Origin of the sequence: Streptomyces sp. NPDC055966, from assembly GCF_042269865.1 — a bacterium.
Classification (GTDB): Bacteria; Actinomycetota; Actinomycetes; order Streptomycetales; family Streptomycetaceae; genus Streptomyces.
Genome location: NZ_JBHJYK010000012.1, coordinates 191,491 through 214,761, shown reverse-complemented (window position 1 = coordinate 214,761; position 23,271 = coordinate 191,491). Strand labels below are relative to the sequence as shown.

Below are 23,271 nucleotides of genomic sequence, written 5' to 3'. Positions count from 1 at the left end.
CAGCGGGGCTGGCCGGGGACGAGGTGCGGGGTGCGCGCTGCGGGGGCGGCCGGGAGCGTTCGGTGTCGGTCGGTCACGGTCCTGGTCTCCTCAGGGGGCGGGCGGGGGCGTGCGGCCGGCGGCGGTGAGACGGGCGGCGAGGGCGCGGACCGTCGAGTGGCGGGCCAGTTCCGGCCAGCGCAGCCCGGTGTCGATGCGGGCCAGGCAGCGCAGCGCCGACATGGAGTCGCCGCCGAGGGCGAAGAAGTCGGCGTCGCGGCCGACGGGCCCGGTGTTCAGGACGTCGGCCCACACCGCGGCGATGTGTTCCTCCCAGGGGCCCCTCGGGGTGTCGTCGGCCGACGGGGGCGCGGTGGCGGGGGTGCGGGCGGCGAGGGCGGCGATCGCCTTGCGGTCGAGTTTGCCGTTGGCGTTGAGCGGCAGCGCGTCGAGGACGAGGACGGATGCCGGGACCATGAAGGCGGGCAGTGACCTGGCGAGGTGGGCGCGGAGTTCGGCGGCCTGGGGCGCGGTGCCGGGGTGGGGCACGGCGTGGCCGATCAGGCGTGGTCCGCCGGCCTCGGAGCGGGCCAGGACGACGGCTTCCTTGACGTCGGGGTGGGAGCGCAACACGGCCTCGATCTCGCCGAGTTCGATGCGCAGGCCGTTCACCTTGACCTGGAAGTCCTTGCGGCCGAGGAGTTCCAGGACGCCGTCGGGGCGGTGGCGGGCGAGGTCGCCGGTCCGGTAGAGGCGGTCGTGGACCCCGGCGTACGTCCAGTCCAGGAAGCGTTCGGCGGTGAGGTCGGGGCGGTCGAGGTAGCCGGCGGCGAGACCGGTGCCGGCGAGGTGGAGTTCGCCGGCCACGCCGGGGGGCACCGGGCGCAGGGCGTCGTCGAGCACGTAGGTGCGCTGGTTGGCCATGGGGCGGCCGTACGGGATGCTGGTCCAGGCGGGGTCGGTGGTGGTGACCTCGTAGAGGGTGGAGTGGATCGAGGCCTCGGTGGCCCCGCCCATGACGATGAAGCGGGCGTCGGGGGCGAGCGTGCGGACGCGGTCGGGCAGGGAGACGGGGACCCAGTCACCGCCGAGCATGACGAGGCGCAGGGCGTGGAGGGCGTCTTCGCCGGTGTGTTCCAGGTGCTCGACGAGGAGTTCGAGGAGGGCGGGGGCGGAGTTCCACACGGTGATGCCGTGCCGGGCGCACAGGTGTGCCCAGTGGGCGACGTCCTTGGCGTGGTCGGGTTCGGGGACGATCACGGTGCCGCCGGCCGCGGTGATGCCGAGGAACTCGTAGACGGACATGTCGAAGCTGGGTGAGGACAGGGCGAGGACCCGGTCCTTCGGGCCCACCTGGAAGCGGGAGTTGAGGTCCGCGAGGTTGTTGACGACGCCGCGGTGGCGCAGCGCGATGGGCTTGGGTGCTCCGGTGGAGCCGGAGGTGTGGATGACGTAGCAGAGGTCGTCGGGTCCGGCCGTGGCGGCGGGCGCCGGGGCGGGGACGGGGGCCGGGGCCGGGGCGTCGAGGAGGCCGTCCACGAGGAGGGTGGGCCGGGTCAGGCCGTGGGCCGGGGCGGGCAGGACGGCGGCCCGGACGGTGTCCGTGACGACGGCGGTGCAGGAGGTGCCGTCCAGCATCGCGGCCAGCCGCTGCTCGGGGTAGTCCGGGTCGAGCGGGACGTAGGCGGCGCCCGCCTTGAGGATGCCGAGGACGGCGGCGAGGAGTTCGGCGGAACGCTCCAGGCACAGGCCGACACGGGCGCCGGGGCCGGCACCGGCCGCGCGCAGCCGCTGCGCGAGGCCGCTCGCGGCGGCGTCGATCCGGGCATAGGTCCAGGCGCGCTCCCCCTGGGCGACGGCGGTGGCGTCCGGCTGGGCCGTGGCCCGGGCCTCGAACGCCCAGTGCAGGCAGGCGTCGTGCGGCAGGTCGGTGGCGGTGTCGTTCCAGTCGACCAGGATCCGCCGGGTCTCCTCGGGGCCGAGGAGGGCGAGCCGGGAGACGGGGACGGCCGGGTCGTGGGCCGCGTCGGCGGCCAGCGTGCACAGCTGGGACAGGGTGCGGGTGGCGGTGTCCGCGGTGAACAGCCTTGGGTCGTAACGGAGTTCGGCGTACCAGGTGCCGTCGTCCAGGGTGGTGGCCAGGTGCAGCTCGGCGCGCGGGGCGCTCGCCACGGTGGCGTGGTGGGCGAGCGCGACCAGGGGGGTGCCGAGGTCGGCGGGGAGCGCGAGGGCCTCGTCGGCGAGGGCGGCCAGGGTGGTGCCGGGGGTGACGTGGTGGCCGCGGATGCCGTCGGGGACGGCGAGCGCGATACGGTCCTGGCCGGTCAGCCGGTGCAGGAGCGCCGCGAAGCAGGCGGCGAGCAGTTCCGCGGTGAGGCCACCGGGGGTGGAGAAGGGCAGCGCGGCGCGGACCAGGTGGGTGGCCCGGGGTTCGGCGCCCGCCCGGCGCGGCCGGTCGGCGGGGACGAGGACGGGGGGCCAGTGGGCGTCGGCCGAGGCGGCCGAGGTGGTTGGGACGGCAGGGGCGGTCGGGGCGGTCGTCACAGGTCAGCTCCTGTCCGCAGGGCACTCGGGTGCGTGGCCCCGGCGGGCGGGTCGGCCGGGTGCGGGATCGAGGGGTGGGCGCCGGTGTTGAGGGCGGTGCCGGAATTCCGCCCGGCCGGCAGCGCGGAGACACGTCGGCTCCCGTCCACAGGGGCACTCGGGTACCCCGCCCCGGCCGGCGGGCAGGCCGGGTGCGGGATCGAGGGGTGGGCGCCGGTGTTGAGAGCGGTGCCGGAGCGCAGCCTGCTCGGCGACGGAGACACGCGTCGGCTCGCGTTCACAGGGCGGCTCCCGTCCATGGGGGGCCGGAGGGGACGGCTGCGGCGTACGGGAGCGGGTGGCGGGCGCACAGGGCGTGGACCTGGTCCCTGAGGTGGGCACGCTGGTGCGGGTCGATACGGAACTCGGTCTCGCTCAGCGGTGTCGTGGCGGTGAGGACGGCGTGCAGGAGGGCGGCGCACTGGGCCATGTGCTCGGGGCCGAGGCCGCGTTGGGCGAGGATGTTGCTGCCGAGCCGGATGCCGCTGGTCACCAGGGGCGGACGGGTGTCGTCGGGGATGCGGTTGCGGTTGACGAGGATCCCGCACTGTTCGAGGGCGCGCTCCGCCACGACGCCGGTGAGACCGGTCTCGCGCAGGTCGAGCAGGACCATGTGGTTGTCGGTGCCGCCGGTCAGGACGCGGTGTCCGAGGCGTTCCAGTTCGGCGGCGAGCGCGCGGGCTCCGGTGACGGTGCGGTGTGCGGTCCGGGCGAAGGCCGGTTCGGCGGCGAGGGCGAAGGCGCGGGCCTTGGCCGCTATCGCGGCGGGGGCGGGGGTGCCCTGGTTCTGCGGGAAGACCGCCCGCTGCATCAGCCGGGACAGCGGGGTGCGTCCGTCGGGGCCCGGCGCCTGGTGGTCCCGCCCGCTGAGGATCAGGCCGCCGCGCGGCCCGCCGAGCTGCTTGTACGTGCTGGTGGTGGTGAGGTGGGCGTGGTCGATCGGGCTCGGGTGCTCCCCCGCCGCGACCAGGCCGGCGATGTGCGAGATGTCCGCGAGGAGATAGGCCCCGACCGAGTCCGCGATGGCGCGGAACCGGGCGAAGTCGAGGGTGCGCGGGTAGGCGCTCGCCCCCGCGATGAGGACGGTGGGCCGGTGCTGCGCGGCGAGGTCGGCGACCTGGCCGTAGTCGATGCGGCCCGCGGCGTCCAGGCCGTAGGCGACGGCCCGGTAGTGGCGTCCGGTGACCGAGGCCGGGGAGCCGTGGGTGAGGTGGCCGCCGGAGTCCAGGCCGAGGCCGAGCAGGGTCCCGCCGGGCGGCATGAGCGCGGCGAGGACGGCGAGGTTGGCCGACGAGCACGAGTGCGGCTGGACGTTGGCGTACTGGGCCGCGAACAGCTTCCTGGCCCGGCGCACCGCGAGCCGTTCGACCTCGTCGAAGTGGGCGGCGCCGGGGTGGTAGCGGGCGCCCGGGTAGCCCTCGGCGGTGACGTTGGCGAGCGCGGAGCCCGCGGCGGCCAGCACCGACGGGTCGGCGACGGAGGCGGAGGCGACCATCGCCAGCGTGTTGTTCTGGTCGCGGACCTCGGCGTCCAGGAGAGCGGCCAGTTCGGGGTCCCCGCGGCGCAGGGCGCTCAGACCGGCACGGGCGAGCGCGGCGTGGGCGCCGTGGGCGCCGTCCTCGGCCTCCAGGACCGGCAGGGCGGATACGGGACTCAGGGGCACAGCTGCTCCTCGATGACGCGCCACAGCTCGGGCATGTGGTCCAGCAGGTAGAGGTGGCCGCCGGGCATCTCCAGCTCGGTGTGGTCGACGCTGGTGAAGTTCTTCCAGTCGGTGCTGGACTCGGCGGTCGCCACGGTGTCCGCCGTCCCGCGCAGCACGGTGAGCGGGACGGGCAGGGGTCCGGCGACGGGGTTGCGCGCGTCCCCGTACTCCTGGAGGAGGCGGATGTCGGCGCGGATCACCGGCAGGAGCAGGGCGCGCAGTTCGGGGTTGTCGAGGGCCTCGAAACCGCGCCGGGCGTCCTGTTTCAGCGAGGCGACGGCCTCCTCCTCGTCGTCGCTGAGGGCGGTGTAGCCGCGCTGTCTCGGGCTGCGGGCGCCGCTGACCAGGAGGCGGTCGGGCAGCGGGCCGCCGCTCTCGTGCAGGTGCCGGGCCGCCTCGAAGGCGAGGAGCCCGCCGAAGCTGTGTCCGAAGAGGGCGAACGGCTCTCCCCGGGCGGCCTCGACGGTCCGGCCGGCGATGTCGGTGACGGCCTCGGCGAAGGTCGGGTAGAAGGGTCTGGAGAACTGCTCCTCGCGGCCGGGCAGTTGGAGCGGGACCGCTTGGACGCGGTCGTTGGAAAGACCCTTCCACGGGCGGTAGAGGCCGGCTCCTGCTCCGGCGTAGGGCAGGCACATCACCCGCATCATCGAGAGCCCCTGTCGTCGGTGGTGGAGGTAGTGGCGGACGTACTGGCGGACGTACTGGCGGAGGTGGTGGTCGCGACGGCGGTCAGTTCGGCGAGCCGGCGCCGCACGGCGTCGGCCAGCGCCGGCAGCCGCTCGCTCCACAGGCCGCCGGCGGGCGCCTGGAGGACACCGGCGAGCCGGTTCCCGGGCAGTTCGCCGAGCTGGAACTGGATCTCGGCCTGTGCGCCGAGCGGGACCACGGGCACGGTGCGCAGCCGCACGGGTCCGGCGTCGTGGACGGGGCGCGGCCAGCTCTCGTACGCGAACAGCGCCTGGTAGAGCGGGAGTCGGCGGCCGGGCCTGCCGCGCACGGCGCCGATCAGCCGGTCCTGCGGCAGGTCCATGTGGAGCAGCCCGTCGGCGAAGGCCTCCCAGACACGGGTGCAGGCTCCGGGGTCGGCGGGGCGGCGGACGCGGACGGGCAGGGTGGTCAGCAGGCAGCCGATCGCGGCCGTCTGGTCCGGGGTGCGGCTGGAGACGGGGGTGCCGATGCAGAAGTCGTCGGCGCGGCTGAGGTCGTGCAGGGCCTGCGCGTACGCGGTGAGCAGGACGGCGATGGGCGGGCAGGCCAGGGCGCGGCCGGCCGCCTTGGCCGCCGCCGCGGCGCCGTCGGGGAAGGCGACGGGGTGGCCGACCGGACCGGCCTCGGCGAGTTCGCGCTGCGTGGGCCCGTCGTCGGCGCCGGGCAGGTCGGGCACGCCGGCCAGCGCGGTGCGCCAGTACGCGGTGAGTTCGGCCTCGGCCACCGGGTCGGGGGGTCGCGGCGGGGCCGGGGGCGCCGGTGCGGGCTCGGGGGCCCCGGCGGCGGCGCGGGCGTAGGCGGCGGCCAGGTCGGCGGTGAACACCTCGTGGGAGAGGCCGTCGTGGACCAGGTGGTGGGTGAGGACGTACAGGGTCGCGCCCGGGGCGCCGTCCCCGTCCGGGGACAGGCCGAGGACGACGTGGCGGCCGGCGGCGATGTCGAGCAGAGCGGTGCGGGCCAGCCGGGCGGCCGCGGTGTCGAAGTCGGCGCCGGGCGGGAGATCGGTCAGCGGCGGGACGAGGGGCGCCACGGGGGCGCACCTGAGGTCCCCGCCCGCCGGCGTGAACACCGAGTGCAGGGCGGGGTGGCGGGCGACGACACGGCCCGCGGCCTCGGTGAGCAGCGCGCGGTCCACCGTGCCGTCGATGCGTACGGCGCTGAGGACACGCCAGGCGGGCGAGCCGGGCGCGATGCGCTCGGCGAACCAGAACTGGCGCTCGGTGGCGGTGGCGGGGCGTCCCGTCGTGGCGGGTGCGGTGGTCATCGGCGTCACCGGACCGTGTAGCCGGCGTCGACGGTGAGGGTGGTGCCGGTGACGTGGCGGGAGCCGTCGCCGGCGAGCCAGAGGGCGGCGTCCGCGACGTCGGCGGGGTCGACCAGGCTGTTCATCGGCTGGTCGGCGGTGAACAGTTCGGCGTGCTCGGCGAGCGGGACGTCGAGGGCGCGGGCCACCTCGGAGAGCATGCGGCCGTCCATGGCGGGTTCGTCGCGGATGTTGCCGGGGCAGACCGCGTTGACGCGCACGTTGTGGGAGGCGTAGTCGAGGGCGGCGGCCTTGGTCAGTCCCACGAGGCCGTGCTTGGCGGCGACGTAGCCGGCGAAGTTGCGGTAGCCGACGAGGCCGGCCACGGAGGCGATGTTGACGATGGTTCCGGCGCGGCGTTCGACCATGGCGGGGGCGAAGACCTTGATGGCCCGCCAGGCCCCGCCGAGGTCGATGTCGATCATGAGCTGCCAGTCGGCCTCGTCGGTCTGGTCGACCGGGCGTCCGGAGGGCGCGACGACACCGGCGTTGTTGACGAGGACGTGCGGCGCGCCGAACCGGTCGTGGACCTCGTCGCGGAGCGCGGTGAGGGCGGCGAGGTCGCGGACGTCGGCGGCGAACGCCAGGGTGTCCGCGCCGCGTCTGCGGCAGGCGTCGGCGGTGTGGTCGAGCTGGCTGCGGGTGCCCAGCGGGTAGGGGACGCCGTCGACGGGCCCGGCCACGTCCAGCAGGACGAGGTCGGCACCGGCGTCGGCGAAGGCCAGGGCGATGGCGCGGCCGGCGCCGCGGGCGGCGCCGGTGACGACCGCGGTGCGCCCTTCCAGGGCGCCGGCCGGTGCGGGGGACGCGGTCATCGGACCCTCGCCTCGTTCCCGGGCTCGGACGGGTCGGCGGCGGGGTCGGGCGCGGTGGCCCGGTCCGTGGCCGCCGGGGTGTCGCCGGAGGGGTCCGCGGGACGCTCGTCCATCGCGTGCAGGGCCGGGCGGCGCCAGCTGACGGCGATGAGGACGAGGTAGACGAGGGAGAAGCCGAGCATCGGCCCGTGCAGCCCGGCGACGTCGACGAGCCAGCCCGCGGTGAGCACGCCGAGCGGCGCGGAGGTGAGGGCCATCGCGCCGGTGAGGCCGAAGACACGGCCGCGCAGTTCCTCGGGGACACGTTCCAGCATGACGGTGGAGAGCATCGGGTTGAGCGGGCCGCCGGCCACGCCGGTGAGGAAGCAGATCACGGTCACGCCGAGGGCGCCGGGTTCGAAGGAGAGCGTCGCGCGCAGTACGGCGACGACGGCGAAGCAGCCGAACAGGGTCAGGCGCCGGTGGGACAGGACGGTCCGGCTCAGGGGGCCGTACAGGAGGGTGCCGACGATGGAGCCGACGCCGACGGCGCCCAGGAACCAGCCCATCGCGGCGCTGCTGTGCAGCACCCGCTGTGCGTAGACGGGCAGGAAGAGCGGGGTGAAGGCGTCGTCGAGGAAGTTGGTGACGATGACGAAGGCGGTCATGGCGCTGATCACCGGCATGGTCCGCAGCAGGGCGAGTCCCTCGCGCAGCTGGCCGAGGAAGCCGGGGGCGACCGGACTGCCCTGTGCGGCGGGGGACTTGGCCGGTGCGGCGACGGGCACCCCGAGGGTGACGAGGGCCGCGGCGGCGAGGAAGCTCGCGGCGTCGACGTACATGCCGACGGCGGAGCCGGTGGCCGCGATCAGCACGCCGGCCAGCGGGGCACCGGCGACCAGGCCCAGGCGGGGCGCGGCCTGGTACCAGGAGTTGACGGTCTCCAGGCGGGCCCCGGCGGCCTCGATGACCGGTTTCAGCAGCGTCATGCGGGCCGCCGTGGCGGGGGTGGCGACCACCGTGCGGACGAACAGCAGCGCGAACAGGAGCGGGACGGGCAGCTTGCCGACGGCGTCCAGGAGGGGGACGAGGAAGACGAGCAGGCCGGCCAGGAGATCGGAGAGCACGCTGAGGCGACGGCCGCCGAACCGGTCCACGAGCACGCCGCCGACGGCACCCGCGAAGATCATCGGCAGGGCGCCGACGAACCCGGCGAGACCGGTGGTGGCGACGGAACCGGTGAGGTGGAGGACGAAGAGGGGGACGGTGACGATGGTGATCGCGTTGCCGAAGGCGGACAGGTACTGGGCCGTCAGGAGCGCGACGAGCGGTCCGCGGCGCCGGCCGGCGGCCGGTGCGGTCCGGGCGGGGGTGGTCTCGGTCATGCCTCCTCCCCCGGTGTCTCCGGCCGTCCGCCGGTGCCGCGCGCGGTGGCGCCCCGGCGTTCGCGTCGTTCCCGGCTGAGCCGGGCGAAGAGGCGTTCCATGCTTTCCTCGGTCACTCCTGTCACGCCCGGTACTCGGTCCGGGTCCTGGGGACGGTCCGCGGGGGCCACGAGGCGGGCCAGTTCGTCGGCGGCCGACTCGGCCGCCGCACGGACCGCGGCCTCGTCGACGGCGCCCGGGTTGAACAGCCAGCGCAGGACGGCCCGGCCGTCGTGCACCGACACCGCCACGTCGACGTCGACCTCGCGCTCGGTGTCCGGGTTGCCGGGGAACGCGGTCTGCGCGGACGCGGTGAAGGGGCCGCTGTCCGCGCCGACGGGGTCGGCCAGCTCGCCCAGGTGGTTGACGACGACACGGGGCCGCGCGACGGCCGAGAACTCCGCGCGCAGACCGGGGTCGGCGGCACAGCCGAGCAGGCCGAAGGTCTTGCCCGCGTCGGGGACGAGGTGCAGCGCGGCGGCGGTGGCGCGCAGGTCGTCGGCGGCGTCGGCGCCGGTGAGCGGGACCCGGAAGGGGTGGGCGGCGGAGTAGAAGCCGACGGCACGCTCCGGGTCCCAGTCGGGCAGCGCGGGCAGCGGGTCGCGGCCCAGGCCGATCAGCCAGACCGACGGCTGCTCGTGCGGTGCCCAGGGGCGCAGCGCACGGGCGACGGCGGTCAGCGCGGCGGGCAGCAGCGTGCCGCGTGCCTGCGGCGCCAGCGGCACGGAGACCTCCAGTGCCTGTTCGCCCTCGTAGGTGTTGGCGCCGCCCCGCCGCCAGCGGTAGGGGCCGGTGCCGGCGAGCTGGTCGCGCCAGTACGGGGCGTGCTCAGCCGGGTCCAACTCCCGTACGAAAGCGGCGTGTTCGGCGTACCCGGCGGTCTCCGCACGCGGTGCTCCGCCCTGGTAGAGGTCCGCCAGATCGCTGATCACGACGGTCCAGGACATGCCGTCGACGACGAGGTGGCTGGCGGTCAGCACGACACGGTCGGGCTCGCCGGGGGTGCCGGGCAGGTGGGCGACGGCGAACAGCGGGCCCTCGGCGCGGTCGAAGGCGGCACGCTGCGCCGCCATGATCTGCCCGGGGTCGGCGCCCGGCGCCTCGGCCGTCCAGTGCCAGCGCGCGCCGGGGACGAGCACCCGCCCCCGCACGGTGTCGGTGAGCGTGGGATGGGCACGGACGAGGTCCTGGGCCGCACGGTGCAGACGGTCCGCGTCGAGAGGCGCCGCGGCGGTGAGGACATGGCTGTGCGTGAAGTCCTCGACCCGGGCCAGGCCCCGGCTCAGGAGCATCTCCTGCTCGGGGCCGAGCGGCCCGACGGGCGGCGTGGGCCGCGGCGCGGCCGGTGCCTGGTGGAGCCGGGCGGCGAGCACGGAAGCCAGCCCGGCCGGGGTCGGCCGGGTGAAGACGTCCTTGAGGGCCACGGTGAAGCCGTCGGCGCGCAGCCGGTGGGCGAGGCGCACGGCGAGCATCGAGGTGCCGCCGCTGGTGAAGAAGGTGTCGTCCGGTGCGGCGGCGCCGGTGCCGAGGACCTCGCACCAGGCGGCGGTGACCCGCTCCAGCGTCCGCCGCGCCTCGGGGTCCGGCGCCCTGGTGCCGGGGTCCGTGGCGCCGAGCAGGGAGGCGACGGGGGCCGGGGGCGGCGGCAGCGGACGGCGCAGCGGCTCGTCGGGGCGGTACGCGAACTGCTCGACGAGCTGCAGCAGCCGCTCGGCCAGGGCGGCGACGGTGGCGTGTGCGAAGAGCGCCGTACGGTACTCGATGCGGCCGTAGACGATGTCGTCCACCCGCCACCAGGCAGTGGTGAGGTCCATGGTGGAGATGCCCTCGGGCACCGCGTTGGCGTAGACCTCCGCGCCGGGCAGCTCCAGCGCCCGGGAGCCGTCGATGTCCAGCTGCACCAGCATGGTCTGCAGCAGCGGGTACCGGTCGGCGGCCCGGTCCGGGGCGCTGGCCGCGACGATCTCGCCGAACGGCACCTCGCGGTGGTCGGCGACGGCGGCGGCCGCCGCCGCGGTGGCCGCCAGCACGTCCCGCGGCGTCGGCGCCTCGGGCAGCCGGATCCGCAGCGGGATGCTGGTCAGCAGGAACCCGATGAGCGTGTCGGCCCCGGGTTCGGCCCGGGTGGACGTGGGGATGCCGATCACCAGGTCGCGCTGGCCGGTGCGTTCGTACAGCAGCGCCGCGTAGGCCGCGGTCATGGCGGTCGCGGGGGTGGTGCGGGCCTCGCGCGCGCGGTCGAAGAAGGCCTTGCCGACCGTGCTGTCGAGCGTGAAGTTGTGGTGCTCGCCGGCGTGGTCGCCGGTCTGCGGGCTGTGGTCGTAGGGGAGGGCCAGGTGCTCGGGCACGCCGTCCAGGAAGGTGCGCCAGAACTCCCGGTGGCGTCGGCCGTGCGGGCCGGCGAAGTGTTCCCGCTGCCAGTGGGACCAGTCGCCGAACTGCACCGGCAGCTCGGGCAGGCGCGGCTCACGGTCTTCCGCGAACGCCCGGTAGAACTCCAGGAGTTCGTCGTTGAGCTGGACGTATGAGTGCTGGTCGACGAAGGAGTGCGGCATGGTCTCGACGATCTGGTGGTCGCCGTCGGCGACCTTGGCGACCGCGAGGCGCAGCACGGGGTCGGCGGCCAGGTCGAAGGGGCGGGCCACCTGGGCCGCGATGAACTCCTGGCGGCGGCGTTCGGCGTCCTCGGGCCCTCCGGGTGCGCCGCCCGCGGTGAGGTCGGTCCAGGTCAGGTCGGCACGGCGGTCGGGGTGGAGCCGAAGGACCGGGCGGCCGTCCGCGGACTCGGCGCCGCAGCGCAGGAGTTCGTGGCGCTGCGTCAGGGCGTCGGCGGCGCGGGTGAACAGGGCCTGGTCGAAGTCGCCCAGGATGCGCAGCCCGTAGCCCAGGGTGTAGGTGGTGGTGCCGGGGTCGAGCTGGTCGAGGATCCAGAGGCGTTCTTGGTCCATGCCGAGCGGGAAGCGGTCGCGGGGGCCGGGCCGGGGGCGCAGCGCGGGGCCGTCGGCGGCGGCCAGCCGGCCGGCGAGCGCGGCCCGCTGCTGGGGGCTGAGGCGGGCGAGGCGGGCGGCCAGGCGCTGGTCCGTGGGCGCGCTCATGCGGTGGTCTCCAGGGCCGGGGCGGTGATGTGCAGCAGGGCGGGCAGGGCCTCCAGGACGTCCGCGGCGGGCAGCCCGAAGTCGATCAGGCAGCCCACCTCGTCGGCGCCTGCCGCGGCCAGCTCGGCGAGGACCGCGCGGGCCTTGGCCGGGGTGCCGAGCAGCGAGGGCCCGGTGAGGAAGTCCAGGTAGGCGCTCTCCAGGAGCACTTCCTCGTCGGTGCCGGCCGTCTGGTTGCGGAAGGACCGCAGGTAGGCGTGCATCGCGGGGCGCAGATGGTCCTCCAGGCCGGGGCGGTCGCTGACAAAGGCGTGGGCCATGACGACGACGTCTCCGGTTCCGGGGTGGCCGGCGTCCTGCCAGGCCTGGCGGTAACGGGCGATGTTCTCGCGCAGGGCGGGCAGGGTCTGGCCGAGCAGGGCGGTCATCACGCCGTAGCCGGCGCGGGCGGCGTCCAGGAAGGTCTGCGGGGTGCCGGTGGCGGTCAGCCACACCGGCAGCTCCGCCTGGACGGGCCGGGGCCGGGTGGCGACCTCGGTGGTGGTGCCCGCGGTGGAGACGAACGGCAGGGCCGCGCCCCGCCACAGCGCGCGGACCTCCTCGATGGTGCGGGCGGTGGTCGTGCGGCGCCCGGCGTAGTCCTCGCGGGCCAGGACGAAGTCGTCCGGGTGCCAGCCGCTGGCGAAGGAGATGCCGGCGCGGCCGCCGGAGAGGCCGTCGACGACGGCCCAGTCCTCGGCGATGCGGGCCGCGTGGTGGAGCGGGGCGGCGACGCTGCCGGCGCGGATGCGCAGGTTGCGGGTGGTGGCGGCGACGGCGGCGGCGAGTACGGCGGGGTTGGGTGAGAACCCGCCGAAGTCGACGAAGTGGCGTTCCGGCAGCCACACCGCGTGCGCTCCGGCGGCGTCCGCGGCGGCCGCCGCCCGGAGCACGAACGTGTAGTACGCGGCGGCGTCGGCGTGATCGGTGCTGGCGAAGAAGTAGAGGCTGCGGCGCAGCCGTTCGGGGATCTCGGGCGGGCCGGACTCGGTCGCGGGGCCTTCGGCTCGGCGGGCCCGCAGGCCCGCGCCGAGGCGGCGGCGCTGCTCCGGGGTGAGCGCGTCGAGGCGCTTGGCGAGGTCACTCATGGTCGCTGGTTCCGTCCTCGCTCTCGATCTCCTCCAGCAGCCGCAGCAGCGCGTCGTCGTCGCGCTGGGCGACCAGTTCCTCGACGCGGGAGCTGAACCCGGCGAGGGAGGAGTGCTCGTACAGGTCCTGGAGCCGGATCTCCACCAGCAGGGCGTCGTTGACGACGCTGACCAGGTTGGCGGCGTGCAGGGAGGTGCCGCCGAGGTCGAAGAAGTTGTCGTCGGGGCGCAGGTCCCGCACGCCGAAGGCGTCCTGCCAGATGGTGCGGATCTCCCCGGCGGTGGTCGCCTGCGCGTCCTGCCGGTCGGCCGGTGCGGCCGGTGCCGGGATCGGCTCGGGTGCGGACCCGGGGGCGTCGACCCAGTGGCGGTCGTCGGCGAACGGGTAGGCGGGCAGGGGGAGGGCGTTCGCGGGCGGCGGCGGGCCGGTGAGGGCGTGGCCCGCGGTCCACAGCGCGGCGAGGGCCTCGCGCCACCGGGCGTTCTCGTCCGCGGCCGGTCCGCCGGACGCGTCGACGACGAGGACGTCCTGGCCGGCGGCGCGGGCGGCGCGGCGGACCTCGGCGGTGCCGGCGCGGGCCCGGTGCAGGCCGAGGACGGTGTCCGGCGCCGCGTCGAGCAGCGTGCGCACGGCGTCGGCGAACCGGACGGGCTTGCGCAACTGGCTTCCCCAGTAGGCCGGGTCGACCGCCTGGGCGTCGGTGAGCGGCGCGCCGGTGAGGCCGGAGACGATCGGCACGCCCGGTGCGCTGAGGCTCAGCGTGGCCACGAACTCCTCGAACTCGGCGGCGGCCCGGGCCATCGACCGGGAGTGGAAGGCACGGCCGGCCGGCAACCGCGTGGTCCGCACGCCGGCCCGGCGGCAGCGTTCCTCGAACGCGGCGACGGCGTCGACGGGGCCTCCGCACACGGTGTTGGCGGGCCCGTTGAGGACACAGACGTCGACCTCCAGGCCCTCGGCGAGGTGTACGGCCCTTTCCTCGTCGGCGCGTACCGCGGTCATGGCGCCGGGTTGCGCGGCGGCCATCAGGCGGCCGCGGCGCACGATCGCGGCGGCGGCGTCGGCGACGGTGAACACTCCGGCGTGCGTCGCGGCGGTCAGCTCGCCGACGCTGTGCCCGAGCAGCAGCCCGGGGACGAGGCCGTGCCGGGCGGCGTGGCGCAGGCCGGCCAGGCCGAGGACGAAGAGCAGGGGCTGGACGACCGCGGTGTCGAGCAGGCGTACGTCGTCGGCGGCCCAGCGCGGGGCGTCGGCGAGGTCGGGTCCTCCGGCCACGCGGACCGCGGCGGCGAGCTCGGCGAGATCGGCGGCGAACCGCCCGTCCGCCGCGGCGAGTTGGGCACCCGCGCCGGCCAGGTCGACGCCCTGGCCCGGCAGCACGACGGCGAGCAGCGGCTCGGCCGCGGCCTGACGGCCGCCACCGCCGTCGGCGGCGAGCGCCGTCAGGCCCGCGAGAAGCCGCTCGCGGGCGTCCGCGGGATCGGCGGGCAGGGCGAGCGCCCAGCGCTCCGGGAGGGCCCGGCGCCGGTGCCACAGGACGCCGGACAGTGTCCCGGCCGGTACGTCGGCGCCGGGTCCGGCCCACCAGGCGGCGAGGTCGGCGGCCTTGGCGCGCAGGGACCGCGGGTCCGCGGCGGAGAGCACGACGGTGTGCGGGGCCGGCGGCGTGTCGGGGGCGGTGTCGGCTTCGGGTGCGGCGGTGAGCAGCACGTGGCAGTTGGTGCCGCCGAGTCCGAAGGAGCTGACGGCGGCGGTGCGGGGGGCGGCGTCGGGCCAGGGCCGGGACCGGCGCGGCACGGTGAAGTCCGGGTCGCCGAGGTCGGCGTCGGGGCCGTCGCCGGGCTGGGACGGGGTGGGCGGCAGCACGCCCGTCTGCACGGCCAGGATCGCCTTGGCGAGGCCGATGACGCCGGCGGCGGTGTCGCAGTGGCCGATGTTCGGCTTGACCGAGCTGAGCACCAGCGGGCGCCCGCCGCGCCGGCCGTAGACCTCGGCGAGCGCGGCGAGTTCCACCTGGTCGCCGAGGACCGTGCCGGTGCCGTGCGTCTCGACGTAGGCGACGTCGCCGGGTTCGAGTCCGGCGACGGCGAGCGCCTCGCGCAGCACCTCGGCCTGGCCCTGGGGGCTGGGTGCGGTCAGGCTCATGCGGGCGGCGCCGTCGTTGTTGACGGCGCTGCCCACGAGGTGGGCGCGGGCCCGCTCGCCGGTGCCGGGCAGATCGCTCGCGCGGCGCAGCACGACGACACCCGCTCCGCTGGCGGGCACGGTGCCGGCGGCGCCGCGGGTGAAGGCCCGGCAGCGGCCGTCGGCGGAGGTGATGCCGCCCTCGACGAACTCGTAGGCGGGCTCGGCCGCGGGGTGGACCGTGGCGCCGCCCGCGATGGCGATGTCGCACTCGTGGGTGAGGAGGCTGCGGATGGCCTGGTGGACGGCGACCAGGGAGGTGGAGCAGGCGGTCTGCACGGTGACGGCGGGGCCGGTGAGGCCGAGGCGGTAGGCGAGGCCGGTGGCGAGGAAGTCGCGCGAGTTGCCGAGGGCGAGCTGCTCGGCCCCGAGGGCGCGCACCGTCTTCTCGTCCTTCAGGACGTGATCGCGGTAGTACGTCTCGCTGCCGCAGCCGACGAACACACCGACGCGGTCGGCGGTGCGCGCGGGGTCGACGCCGGCGTCCTCCAGGGCCTCCCAGGCCAGTTCGGTCAGGACGCGGTGCTGGGGGTCGATCGCGGCGGCCTCGGTGGGCAGCAGGCCGAAGAGCCCGGCGTCGAACCGGTCGAACCGGTCGATCTGGCCCGCGCGCAGGCGCCCGTCGGGGCCGGGGCCGGGCAGGGCCACGACGCCGCCGACGACGCCGTCCCAGAACGCGCCGGGGCCGGAGCTGCCCGTCACCCGCAGGGCCAGGCCGGTGACGGCGACCGCCTCCGGGGTGCCGGAGTCCTCGTACGGGTGGGTGTCGTGGTCGGGGGACTCGCTCACGCTTCCTCCTGGGGGGCGGGCCGGCCGACCGGCTGGGTGATGACGGCCGCGAGGCGGCGTGGGGTCGGGTTGCGGAAAATGTGCTTGAGCCGGGAGCCGGGGAAGCCGCTGGAGCGCTGGAGGGCGTTCAGCCGGACCGCGAGCAGCGAATTGCCGCCCAGCTCGAAGAAGTTGTCGTCCCGGCCGACCGGGACGCCGAGCAGTTGCTGCCACAGCTCGGCGATGCGCTCGGGCGCCTCCGGCTCGCCCGCCTCGGCGGCGGGCCGCGCGGGGGCGGCTGCGTGCTCCGGCGGCGTGCCGGTGGCGCGGGGCGGTGCGGGTGCGGGCAGGCGTGCCGCGTCGAGCTTGCCGTTGACCGTCAGCGGCAGCGCGGCCACCGGTGTGAGGGTGGCGGGCACCATGTAGTCGGGCAGCCGCTCGGCGAGCCACCGGCGCAGCTCCGGCAGGTCCGCGTCGCCGACGGCGGGGACGAGGTAGGCGTCGATCCGTGCGGTGGCGGCGTCGTGCGCGTCGCGGACCACGGCGGCGGCGCCGCTCACCGCCGGGTGGGCGAGCAACGCGCCGCTGATCTCGCCGAGTTCGATGCGGTGGCCGCGGATCTTGACCTGGTCGTCGAGGCGGCCGAGGTGTTCGAGCTGTCCGTCGGGCAGCAGCCGGCCGCGGTCGCCGGAGCGGTACAGGACCTCTTCGTCGATGCCGACGGCGGCGCCGGGCAGGAAGCGTTCGGCGGTCAGCTCGGGGCGGTCGAGGTATCCGGCGCTGACACCGTCGCCGGCCACGTGGATCTCGCCCGGCACCCCGGGCGCCACGGGACGGCCCGCCTCGTCGAGGACGTACAGGCGCCAGCCCGGCAGGGCCGGCCCGACCGAGCGGGTGCCGGCGAGGGCGTCCGCGCGGGACAGGTCGCGCCAGGTGCAGTGCACCGTGGTCTCGGTGATGCCGTACATGTTGACCACCCGGCACGCCCGCTGCGGGTAGCGGTCCAGCCAGGGCAGCAGCATCCGTGCGTCGAGCGGTTCACCGCCGAAGATCAGCAGGCGTACGGCGAGCGGCTGCGGCGCGGCCGCGTCGGCGGCGAGCAGTTGCGCGAAGGCGGAGGGCGTCTGGTTGAGGACGGTGACGCCCTCGGCGGCCAGCAGCGCGTGGAACGCCTCCGGGTCGCGGGCCGTCTCCTGCGGTACGACGACGAGGTGACCGCCGGTCAGCAGGCAGCCCCAGATCTCCCAGACGGAGAAGTCGAAGGCGAAGGAGTGGAAGAGCGACCAGACGTCGTCCGCGCCGAGGCCGAAGCCCTCGGGGCCCGCGGTGGCGGCGAGCAGCGCGGCGACGTTGCGGTGGCGCACCAGGACGCCCTTGGGGGTGCCGGTGGAGCCCGAGGTGTGGATGACGTACGCCACCCGCTGCGCGTCCGGTGCCGGCAGCGGGGTGTCGGCGCTGCGGGGGGCGGCATCGACGGGGAGGAGTTTCAGGCGTTCCGGGAGCGGGGCGGGTGCGCCGTCGGTCACGGCGGCGGCGATCTCGGTGTCCTCGGCGATGAAGGCGAGCCGTTCGGCCGGATAGTCCGGGTTGAGCGGTACGTAGGCCGCGCCGGCCTTGAGGACGGCGAGCAGCGCGACGACGAGGTCGGCGCCGCGGCGCAGGCTGACGCCGACCCGGTCCCCCGCGTGGACCCCGGACTCGGCCAGGGAGCGGGCCAGGGACGTTGCCCGGTCGTCGAGTTGACGGTACGTCAGACGCTGTCCGGGGCCGCAGCTGACGGCCGGGCGGTCCGGCTGCCGGGCGGCCTGGGCGGCGAACAGCGCCGCGAGGTCGCCCTCGGCGGGCGCCGGTGCGGGGGCGGCGGGCGCCGCACCGTCCGCGCGGGGATGCCCGGGGAGGGTGGGGAGGCGGTGCACGGGGGCGTCGGGGGATTCGGCCATGGCGAGGAGAGTGGCCTCCAGTTGGCGGCAGAAGCGTTCGGCCGCGGCGCCGTCCACCTCGGACGGGCGGTAGCGGAGCAGGCCGCGCCGGTCGCCGCCGAGGTCCTCGCGCAGGTAGAGGGCGAGGGGGAACTGGGCGGGCCCGAAGCCGGGGTCGGGCAGCGGGGTCGCCCGCACGCCGGCGCCCGGGCCGCCGTCGAACGGTGGCAGGGTGCGGCATGCGACGACGACCAGGCTGAACCCTGCGCGCTCGGTGGCGGGCAGGACGGCGGAGAGCGGCAGATCGGCGTCCCGGTAGGCGGTCATGGCCCGCCGGTGGGTGCGGCGTACGTAGTCGGCGACGCTCGGCGGTCCGCTCTCCTCGGCGTCCTCGGTGTCGACGGGGACCGGCACGGTGGCGTTGAAGTAGCCGACGGCGCCGGCGTGCCGGGAGGCGCGGCGGGAGACGACGGTGCCGAGCACGGGCCGTGCGGTGCCGCTGTTGCGGCTGAGGACCAGTCCGGCGGCGGCCAGTGTCAGCGACAGGCGGGTGACGCCGAGACGGGTGGCGAGCGCGCCCGCGGCGTCCCACACCACGTCGCCGATCCGCAGCGGCACGGCCTGCGCGTCCGGCGCGTCGCCCGGACCGTGCGCCGTACGCGCCCAGTCCATGGGGACGCGGACCCCGGCGGCCAGGTCACCGGTGAGCTCGGCGGCGCGCTCGCGGCGGGCCGCGGGCAGCTCCTGCCGGGTCCGCGCCCATGCGGCGAAGGACTGCTCGGGCAGGGGCGGGCGGTCACCGAGCAGCCACCGGGCGACGACCTCCATCGAGGTCTCGTCCACCACGAGGTGATGGGCCGTCAGGCACAGGTGGGCGACGTGCGGGGTGTGCCGTACGAGGACGGCCCGCACCAGGGGGCCGTCGTCGAGGTCGAACGGGCGGGTGGCCTCGCGGCGCATCCGGGCCCGGGCCAGCGGCCCGTCGGGATCGTAGGGGCCGTCGGTCACGAAGAGGCGCGCACGGCGGCGGGCCGGCACCAGCTCCGGGCCCCGCTCGCCGTCGGCCACCCGGCAGTCGAGCACCGGGTGGGCGGCGAGCAGGGCGTCGAACCGGGCGCGCAGCGCGTCCGCGTCGAGCGGCCCCTCGACCCGCACGAAGAGCGCGCAGACATAGGTGGACGCGGCCTGCGCGGCACGGTCGGCCAGGTACAGGTCGACCTGCCCGGGGGTGAGGGGCAGTGACACGGCGGCGGTCACGACGCGGCGGGGCCGAGGGACCGCGCGAGTGCGGCGGCGTCCGGCGCGTCCAGAACGTCCAGGTACTCGATCTCGCGACCGGTCAGCGCGGCGAGCCGGTCCGCGAGGAGTACCGCCTTGAGGGAATCCCCGCCGTTGGCGATAAAGCTCGCGTGCAGGTCGGCGTCCGCCCCCAGGAAATCCTTCCAGATTTCCTGTACATCCACCTCTGGACGCCCGCCGGGACCACCATCGGAAGCGATATCGGATATTCCGTCAACGGACATCTAAGAACCCCTGTCGATCGGCGCGGACCTGGTGCTGACCTCGGTTGTAGCACACCGTAGACACGCTCTTCGATTCTTTTGCCGAGGGCAACGCGAAAATCGTCAGACGCAGGTCAATCAATGTCATATCCCGGATAATTCCCGGCCTGCGCGGCGCAGACTATCCATTTCCTGAATCCCCTGCTGCACAATCGGAATTCAGGGTCTCCGCACCGCAGAGGACAGGACGCCGCATGCAGAATCCCGCGACTCCCGGGCAGCTCCGCTTCTTCGTGCTCGACATGCAACAGCCCCGGCCGGCGATCGTGCACCGCCTGGCCGTGTCCGGCGCGCACGGCACGGTGGACGCCGACCGGCTGGCCGGCGCCGTGCGTGCGGTGCTCCTCGCCCAGCCCGCGCTGCGCGTCTCCCTGCACATGACGGCCGACGGCCTGGTGCAGCGCGTCCATCCGGTGGCCGACGTGCCGTTCGACGTCCGGCCGCTGCCGGCCGACGACGGGGCGGCCGACCGGGCCCTGGCCGGGCAACTGGACGCTCTGGGCGCCCCGTTCGACCACGCCGGGGCGCCGCTGTGCCGGGTCGTGCTGCTGCACCGCGCCGACCGCGCGCATCTGCTCTTCGCGGTCCATCACGGCGTCTTCGACGACGGCTCCGCCCCGGCCCTCCTCGCCTCGCTGACCACCGCCCACGGCCTCGGCCCCGAACAGCTGCCCGCCGCGCAGTCGCCCTCCTTCGACCTGTCCGGGCACCACCTCGCGACACTGCGGGACTTCTGGACCACGACGCTCAAGGACGCGCCCGACAACTGCACCCTGCCGCAGCTCACGCCGGGGGCGGACCGCAACCGCGCCGAGGTCGCGACCCGGCTGCCCGACGACCTCACCGACCGGATGCGGCGCCGCACCGCGCTGACCGGGGCCAGCCCGTTCACCCAGGTCATGAGCGCCTTCGCCTGGGTCGCGGGCTGGTACGGCAGCACCGACGACGTGGTGATCGCCACGGTCAGCGGCGCGCACCGGGACGCCCAGGGCGTCTCCGTGGTCGGGTGTCTGCAGAACACGGTCCCGGTCCGCGTCGACCTCGCCGGCGCCACCACCGAGGACCTGCTGGAGCGCACCCTGGACGCGCTCTCCGACGCCGTCGACCACGCCGAGCTGCCCATCGAGGACATCCTGGCGGCGACCGGAGCCCCGCGGCACCCCGACGGCAAGCCGTTCACCCAACTGATCTGCACTCAGGGCGAGTTGGCCACCGAGGCGGTGGACGCGAGCGGGCTGCGCTGGCTGCTGGAGCCGCCGGTCTCGGACCAGGTCGAGTACGACCTGAGCGTGACCCTGCAGCACGCCCCCGACGGGGCACAGCACCTCGTCGTCGCCCACCCCGAGAGCGCGCTCGACGCCCGCGTGGCCGAGCGGTTCCTCGCGCATCTCGTCGCCGCCCTCGACGCGCTCGGTGCCGACGAGCACCGGCCGCTGACCGAGCACGACCTCCTCACCCCCGCGGAACGCGCCGAGCTGGCCGGGCTGTCCGCCCCCGCCCCGGCCGTCACCGGGATGCCGGTGCACCGTCTCGTCGAGGCCCGCGCCGCCGCCCGCCCGTCCGCCGCCGTGCGCACCGCCGAACGGGAGCTGGACCACGCCGAGGTGACCGCCCGTGCCCAGGGCCTCGCCGCCGCGCTCATCGAGGCCGGCGTCCGGCCCGGCGACCGCGTCGGGATCCACCTCGACCGCTCCCCCGACCTGGTGACCGCGATCCTGGCGACCTGGTGGGCGGGCGCCGCCTATGTGCCGCTCGACCCGGACCACCCCGCCGAGCGGTTGCGCTACGTCCTTCACGACGCCGAACCCGCCGCGCTCATCGCCACCGCCCCGCTGCTGCCCGGCATACCCACCGTGGCCCCCGACGCCCGTGCGGCGGCGCCCGCCGCCTGGCCGCGGACCGCGGCCGACGCACCCGCGTACGTGATGTACACCTCGGGGTCGACCGGCCGCCCCAAGGGTGCCGTGGTCCGCCACGACAGCCTGTGCGCCCTGTTCGCCGCCCTCGACACGCAGTTCGCGGGCGGTCCGTCCGTCGTGCTGGCCGCCACCGGGTACGCGTTCGACATCAGCCTCGTCGAGCTGGTGTGGCCCCTGACCTGCGGTCGCACCCTTCATCTGACCAGTCACCGCACCGTGGTGCAGGACCTGCCCGACCCGGCCGGCGCGTTCTACCAGTGCACCCCTTCGGCCGCCCGGCTGCACACCGCGTCCCCGCAGGGCCGCCGCTTCCTGTCCCGCCTCGGGGCGCTGCTGCTCGGCGGCGAGCCCCTGGACGCGGACCTCGCCGCCGACCTGGCCGGCCTCGTCCCCGGCCCCGTCCTCAACGGCTACGGTCCGACCGAGGCGACCGTCTACACGACGTTCTGGCGCGTCGTGCCGCACGCGCCCGTCCGCATCGGCCTGCCGCTGCCGGGCGTGCGCTGCCACGTCGTCGACCCGCACGGGCGCGACCTGCCGCCCGGCTGCCCCGGCGAACTGCTGATCTCCGGCACCGGTGTCGGCGACGGCTACTGGCGCCGCCCGGAGCTGACCGCCGAGCGCTTCCCCGTCCTGCCGGGGGCCATGGGCGCCACCGGCTACCGCAGCGGCGACCTGGTCTCCTTCTCCCCCGGCGCCGGCCTCGCCTTCCTGCACCGCGCCGACCAGCAGGTCAAGGTCCTCGGCCAGCGCGTCGAGACCGGCGAGATCGAGGCGACGCTGCGCCGTCAGACCGGCGTGCGGGACGCCGCCGTCGCGCTGCTCCCGGACCGTACCGGGGTGGTGGCCTTCGTCGTCCCGGACGGGGCCGAGGACGTCGAGAGCGGCCTCGTCCCCCGCGCCCTGCCCGCCGAGGCCGTGTCCGGACTGCGGCGTGAGACCGCGCGGTGGCTGACCGGGGCCATGCTGCCCACCGCCTGGTTCGCCGTCGCGGAGCTGCCCCGCTCCCCCAACGGCAAGCTCGACCGGCAGACCCTCGCCGGGTGGGCCGCGGACTCCGCCCCCGCCCCGCACCCGGCGGCGCCGGTGACGGGCAGCGCCGCGCAGGCCGTGACCGAGGTGTGGGAGCGGATCCTCGGCGCCCCGGTCACCGACGCCGGCGCCACCTTCTTCGCCCTCGGCGGCACCTCGTCCGGCGTCCTGCGCGCCCTCGCCCAACTCCGGCCCCGCTACCCGAGGTTGCACGTCGCCGATCTCTTCCGGCACACCACCGTGCGCGGCCTCGCGGACTTCCTCGACCACCTGGACGCCCCGGCCGAGGCCCCGCCGGCCGACACCGGCCGGGGAGCCCGCCGCGCCCGCGCCCTCAGCCGGTGGGCAGGAGCGGGCCGGCGCTGATCGCCGGCCCTCGCCACACCCGCGCCACGCAGTCCGTCCCCCTGGAGGAGCACGATGCCCCTGTCCCTGATGTGCCTGCCCTACGCCGGAGCGGGGGCCGGGGTCTTCCGGCCCTGGCAGGACGACCCCGGGCTGCCGTTCCGGGTCGTGCCGGTCCAGCTGCCGGGGCGCGACGAGTGGTTCGTCGAGGACCCCTGCTCCTCGATGCCGGACGCGGCCCGGGTGTGCGCCGACCAGATACGCCGCTCCGCCGCCGACGGGCCGTACGCCGTCTTCGGGCACAGCTTCGGTGCCCTGCTCGCCTACGAGACGGTCCGGCTGCTGGCCGCCGAGGGGGGACCGCTGCCCGAGCGGCTCGTCGTCAGCGGCGCGGCGGCGCCGGGACTGCCGCGTCCCCGTATGGACGGCGCCCTCCTGGACGACGAGGCCTTCGTCGCGAGGCTGCGCCACCTGGTCGGCTACGACCACGACGCCTGGCACGAGCCGGAACTGCGCGAGCTGCTGCTGCCCGCCCTCCGCGCCGACCTGGAGATCCAGGACGGCTACGTCCCCTCGCCCGGCCCGGCCCTCAAGGTCCCGTTGACGGTGCTGCGGGGCACCGAGGACTCCCTGGTCGGGCGCGCGGACGCGGCCCGCTGGGCGGAGTGCGCCGCCGCGGGCGCCGATCTCGTGGACGTCCCGGGCGGGCACATGTACTTCACCGAGGACTGGGCGCTGCTGTGGAAGACGCTGGGGTCGGTGCTGATCTGACGCCGGAAACGACGAAAGGCGCCCCGCCGGGAGGCGGGGCGCCTTTCGCTGT

General features: G+C 75.9%; 14 protein-coding genes. 2 read left to right on the top strand and 12 right to left on the bottom strand.

All coding sequences use genetic code 11. From position 1 onward, the window contains the following. Positions 1 to 90 precede the first annotated feature (90 nt). The 12 genes from ACFC8N_RS25790 to ACFC8N_RS25735 all read right to left on the bottom strand — a co-directional run bounded on the left by ACFC8N_RS25790 (position 91) and on the right by ACFC8N_RS25735 (position 19,053). Positions 91 to 2,523 (bottom strand): amino acid adenylation domain-containing protein, encoded by a 2,433-nt coding sequence (locus ACFC8N_RS25790; protein ID WP_376290078.1) that lies wholly within the window; start codon positions 2,521 to 2,523, stop codon positions 91 to 93. Next, a complete protein-coding gene (locus tag ACFC8N_RS25785) occupies positions 2,520 to 2,804 on the bottom strand; it encodes a hypothetical protein (protein WP_362822052.1) in 285 nt (94 codons plus the stop codon). The genes ACFC8N_RS25790 and ACFC8N_RS25785 overlap by 4 nt, the downstream gene beginning before the upstream one ends. Further along, positions 2,801 to 4,138: a serine hydroxymethyltransferase gene (glyA, locus tag ACFC8N_RS25780; protein ID WP_376290237.1), complete on the bottom strand. Its 1,338-nt coding sequence runs from the start codon at positions 4,136 to 4,138 to the stop codon at positions 2,801 to 2,803. The genes ACFC8N_RS25785 and glyA overlap by 4 nt, the downstream gene beginning before the upstream one ends. A 77-nt stretch (positions 4,139 to 4,215) precedes the next feature. Next, positions 4,216 to 4,902, bottom strand: coding sequence for a thioesterase II family protein (locus ACFC8N_RS25775; protein ID WP_376290076.1), 687 nt, complete (start codon positions 4,900 to 4,902; stop codon positions 4,216 to 4,218). A gap of 8 nt (positions 4,903 to 4,910) precedes the next feature. Further along, positions 4,911 to 6,239 carry a condensation domain-containing protein gene (locus ACFC8N_RS25770; RefSeq protein ID WP_376290074.1) on the bottom strand — a complete coding sequence of 443 codons (1,329 nt, stop codon included), beginning with the start codon at positions 6,237 to 6,239 and terminating at the stop codon, positions 4,911 to 4,913. A 5-nt stretch (positions 6,240 to 6,244) separates the two neighbouring features. Continuing rightward, on the bottom strand, positions 6,245 to 7,093 hold the full coding sequence (locus tag ACFC8N_RS25765) for an SDR family oxidoreductase (protein ID WP_356030324.1): 849 nt from the start codon (positions 7,091 to 7,093) through the stop codon (positions 6,245 to 6,247). Then, entirely contained in the window at positions 7,090 to 8,457 is a 1,368-nt protein-coding gene (locus ACFC8N_RS25760) for an MFS transporter (protein ID WP_356030326.1), read from the bottom strand. The genes ACFC8N_RS25765 and ACFC8N_RS25760 overlap by 4 nt, the downstream gene beginning before the upstream one ends. Further along, a complete protein-coding gene (locus ACFC8N_RS25755) occupies positions 8,454 to 11,591 on the bottom strand; it encodes a condensation domain-containing protein (protein ID WP_376290071.1) in 3,138 nt (1,045 codons plus the stop codon). Before ACFC8N_RS25755 ends, ACFC8N_RS25760 begins: the two co-directional genes overlap by 4 nt. Next, the gene (locus ACFC8N_RS25750; protein ID WP_376290069.1) at positions 11,588 to 12,718 is read right to left on the bottom strand and encodes a MupA/Atu3671 family FMN-dependent luciferase-like monooxygenase; all 1,131 of its coding nucleotides are present in this window, start codon (positions 12,716 to 12,718) and stop codon (positions 11,588 to 11,590) included. The genes ACFC8N_RS25755 and ACFC8N_RS25750 overlap by 4 nt, the downstream gene beginning before the upstream one ends. After that, a complete protein-coding gene (locus ACFC8N_RS25745) occupies positions 12,711 to 15,692 on the bottom strand; it encodes a type I polyketide synthase (protein WP_376290066.1) in 2,982 nt (993 codons plus the stop codon). Before ACFC8N_RS25745 ends, ACFC8N_RS25750 begins: the two co-directional genes overlap by 8 nt. Further along, positions 15,689 to 18,847: an amino acid adenylation domain-containing protein gene (locus tag ACFC8N_RS25740; RefSeq protein WP_376290065.1), complete on the bottom strand. Its 3,159-nt coding sequence runs from the start codon at positions 18,845 to 18,847 to the stop codon at positions 15,689 to 15,691. The genes ACFC8N_RS25745 and ACFC8N_RS25740 overlap by 4 nt, the downstream gene beginning before the upstream one ends. Further along, a complete protein-coding gene (locus ACFC8N_RS25735; protein WP_376290064.1) occupies positions 18,844 to 19,053 on the bottom strand; it encodes an acyl carrier protein in 210 nt (69 codons plus the stop codon). The genes ACFC8N_RS25740 and ACFC8N_RS25735 overlap by 4 nt, the downstream gene beginning before the upstream one ends. 293 nt (positions 19,054 to 19,346) lie before the next feature. On the opposite strand from ACFC8N_RS25735, the gene ACFC8N_RS25730 reads away from it, so the two are divergent. Continuing rightward, entirely contained in the window at positions 19,347 to 22,469 is a 3,123-nt protein-coding gene (locus tag ACFC8N_RS25730) for an amino acid adenylation domain-containing protein (RefSeq protein WP_376290062.1), read from the top strand. 54 nt (positions 22,470 to 22,523) lie between these two features. Next, on the top strand, positions 22,524 to 23,219 hold the full coding sequence (locus tag ACFC8N_RS25725) for a thioesterase II family protein (RefSeq protein ID WP_376290060.1): 696 nt from the start codon (positions 22,524 to 22,526) through the stop codon (positions 23,217 to 23,219). Positions 23,220 to 23,271: the final 52 nt, after the last annotated feature.

Bases quoted from the DNA above. Each gene is read 5' to 3' on its own strand.
- ACFC8N_RS25775 (WP_376290076.1), bottom strand. From the start codon at position 4,902: ATGTGCCTGCCCTACGCCGGAGCAGGAGCCGGCCTCTACCGCCCGTGG.
- ACFC8N_RS25770 (WP_376290074.1), bottom strand. From the start codon at position 6,239: ATGACCACCGCACCCGCCACGACGGGACGCCCCGCCACCGCCACCGAG.
- ACFC8N_RS25765 (WP_356030324.1), bottom strand. From the start codon at position 7,093: ATGACCGCGTCCCCCGCACCGGCCGGCGCCCTGGAAGGGCGCACCGCG.
- ACFC8N_RS25760 (WP_356030326.1), bottom strand. From the start codon at position 8,457: ATGACCGAGACCACCCCCGCCCGGACCGCACCGGCCGCCGGCCGGCGC.
- ACFC8N_RS25755 (WP_376290071.1), bottom strand. From the start codon at position 11,591: ATGAGCGCGCCCACGGACCAGCGCCTGGCCGCCCGCCTCGCCCGCCTC.
- ACFC8N_RS25750 (WP_376290069.1), bottom strand. From the start codon at position 12,718: ATGAGTGACCTCGCCAAGCGCCTCGACGCGCTCACCCCGGAGCAGCGC.
- ACFC8N_RS25730 (WP_376290062.1), top strand. From the start codon at position 19,347: ATGCAGAATCCCGCGACTCCCGGGCAGCTCCGCTTCTTCGTGCTCGAC.
- ACFC8N_RS25725 (WP_376290060.1), top strand. From the start codon at position 22,524: ATGCCCCTGTCCCTGATGTGCCTGCCCTACGCCGGAGCGGGGGCCGGG.